General features: G+C 34.6%; 1 pseudogene. It reads right to left on the bottom strand.

Annotated features, from left to right (window positions below):
- A pseudogene (locus V7024_RS22845) lies at window positions 1-355 on the bottom strand (adhesin); the annotation flags it as partial.

The following is a 355-nucleotide window of genomic DNA, read 5'->3' as shown; positions in this document are numbered from 1 at the left end:
TTTGCTCTGGTTTTTGTTCTCTGGTTTTTGCTCTGGTTTCTGTTCTCTGGTTTTTGCTCTGGTTTCTGTTCCTCTGGTTTTTCTTTTTCTACTACTTTTACTGTTACTTGAATATTACCCGCATTACTTGTATTATATTCTCCAATTGTTAATACTGGATTTGGATCTTTATTGTCTGATACGTTTACTAAATCACTAGCATTCAAGCTATCTCCTACAAATACTGTCACACCTTCTTTTGGTGTTAATACTGGTGCTTCTGTATCTTTTTCTTCCTCTTTTTCTACTACTTTTACTGTCACTGTTGTACTAGATGTATTTCCTGATTTGTCTGTCGCTGTTACTGTTACTTGAA

This window comes from Bacillus sp. JJ864 (assembly GCF_036963045.1).
Classification (GTDB): Bacteria; Bacillota; Bacilli; order Bacillales; family Bacillaceae_G; genus Bacillus_A; species Bacillus_A pseudomycoides_C.
This window is presented reverse-complemented; position numbering and strand designations above follow the sequence as displayed.